This is a genomic window from Streptomyces sp. NPDC002044 (assembly GCF_040296725.1).
Classification (GTDB): Bacteria; Actinomycetota; Actinomycetes; order Streptomycetales; family Streptomycetaceae; genus Streptomyces; species Streptomyces antarcticus.
The window spans coordinates 1-1010 of record NZ_JBEOXU010000341.1; the positions used below are offsets into that span (position 1 = coordinate 1).

Below are 1010 nucleotides of genomic sequence, written 5' to 3' on the forward strand. Positions count from 1 at the left end.
GACCGGAGCGGCCGGGGCGGGCGTCGTCGCACCGCCGAGCCAGGGGGAGACGGGGTGGACGGGCGGGGCGGGCTGGGCCGGGGGCGCGGGCGGGGCGACCGGGGCGGCGGCCGCGGGGGCCGGCTCCTCCTCGACGGAGACGCCGAAGTCGGTGGCGATGCCGGCGAGGCCGTTCGCGTACCCCTGGCCGACCGCGCGGACCTTCCACACGCCGCCGCGCTGGTAGACCTCGACGACGACGAGCGCGGTCTCGGTGCCCAGCTGCGGCGGGGTGAAGGTGGAGATCACCGTGCCGCCGTCCGCGTCGCGCACGGTGGCGGTGGGCTCGATGCCCTGGAAGGACTGCCCCGCGGCGTCGGGGCTGGCCGTGACCACGATGCGCTCGATGCCCGGCGGTACCGAGGCGGTGTCCACGGTGATCGAGTCCGGCGCCGAACCGCCGCCGGACCGGTAGGCGACACCGGGCCCGGAGGGCTGGTTGAAGAAGATGAAGTCGGCGTCGGAGCGCACCTTGCCGTCCGCCGTGAGGAGCAGGGCCGATACGTCGAGCCGTACCGGCGCCGCCACGTCGACCGTCACGCGGACGGCGTTGAGCGGCAGGTTGGATCCAGGGGTCATAGCGGTCATGCCGGGAGAACGACCGGAGGTGCTTTGCCGTTCCCTTACCCTCGCGAGAGATTTCAGCGGCGGTTGCGCGGGTGGTTCCTCGCCACGCGCTCGTTGCCGAACTTGTACGAGCCCGTCCAGCGGGCCATCACGAGCTGCGGGTCCCCGGACGCCACCTCGGCGAGGAACGCGGCGGCGCGGTTCCCGCGCAGGGTCGCCGCGGCGCGGCCCTGGTGGGTGATGGCGACGCAGTGCTCGCCCCGTTGTTCGTACGTGAATCCGTGCGGTTTCGGCATGGCCGCAGCCTGCCCGGCCGGGGGCGGGGCGGCAACGGCTTTTGCGCGACCCCGAGAAGGGGGTCCTGACGGCGTACGGCGCCTTCGGCGAGAAGAAGCTGTACGGCA

The 1010-nt window shown here is 74.0% G+C and carries 2 protein-coding genes; both read right to left on the reverse strand.

What is annotated here, in order from left to right:
* The coding region (locus tag ABT106_RS32080) for a TerD family protein (protein WP_351284608.1) at positions 1-627 on the reverse strand (627 nt) is incomplete at its 3' end.
* A 53-nt stretch (positions 628-680) separates the two neighbouring features.
* Positions 681-902 carry a hypothetical protein gene (locus ABT106_RS32085; RefSeq protein WP_351284611.1) on the reverse strand — a complete coding sequence of 74 codons (222 nt, stop codon included), beginning with the start codon at positions 900-902 and terminating at the stop codon, positions 681-683.
* Between the last annotated feature and the right edge of the window lie 108 nt (positions 903-1010).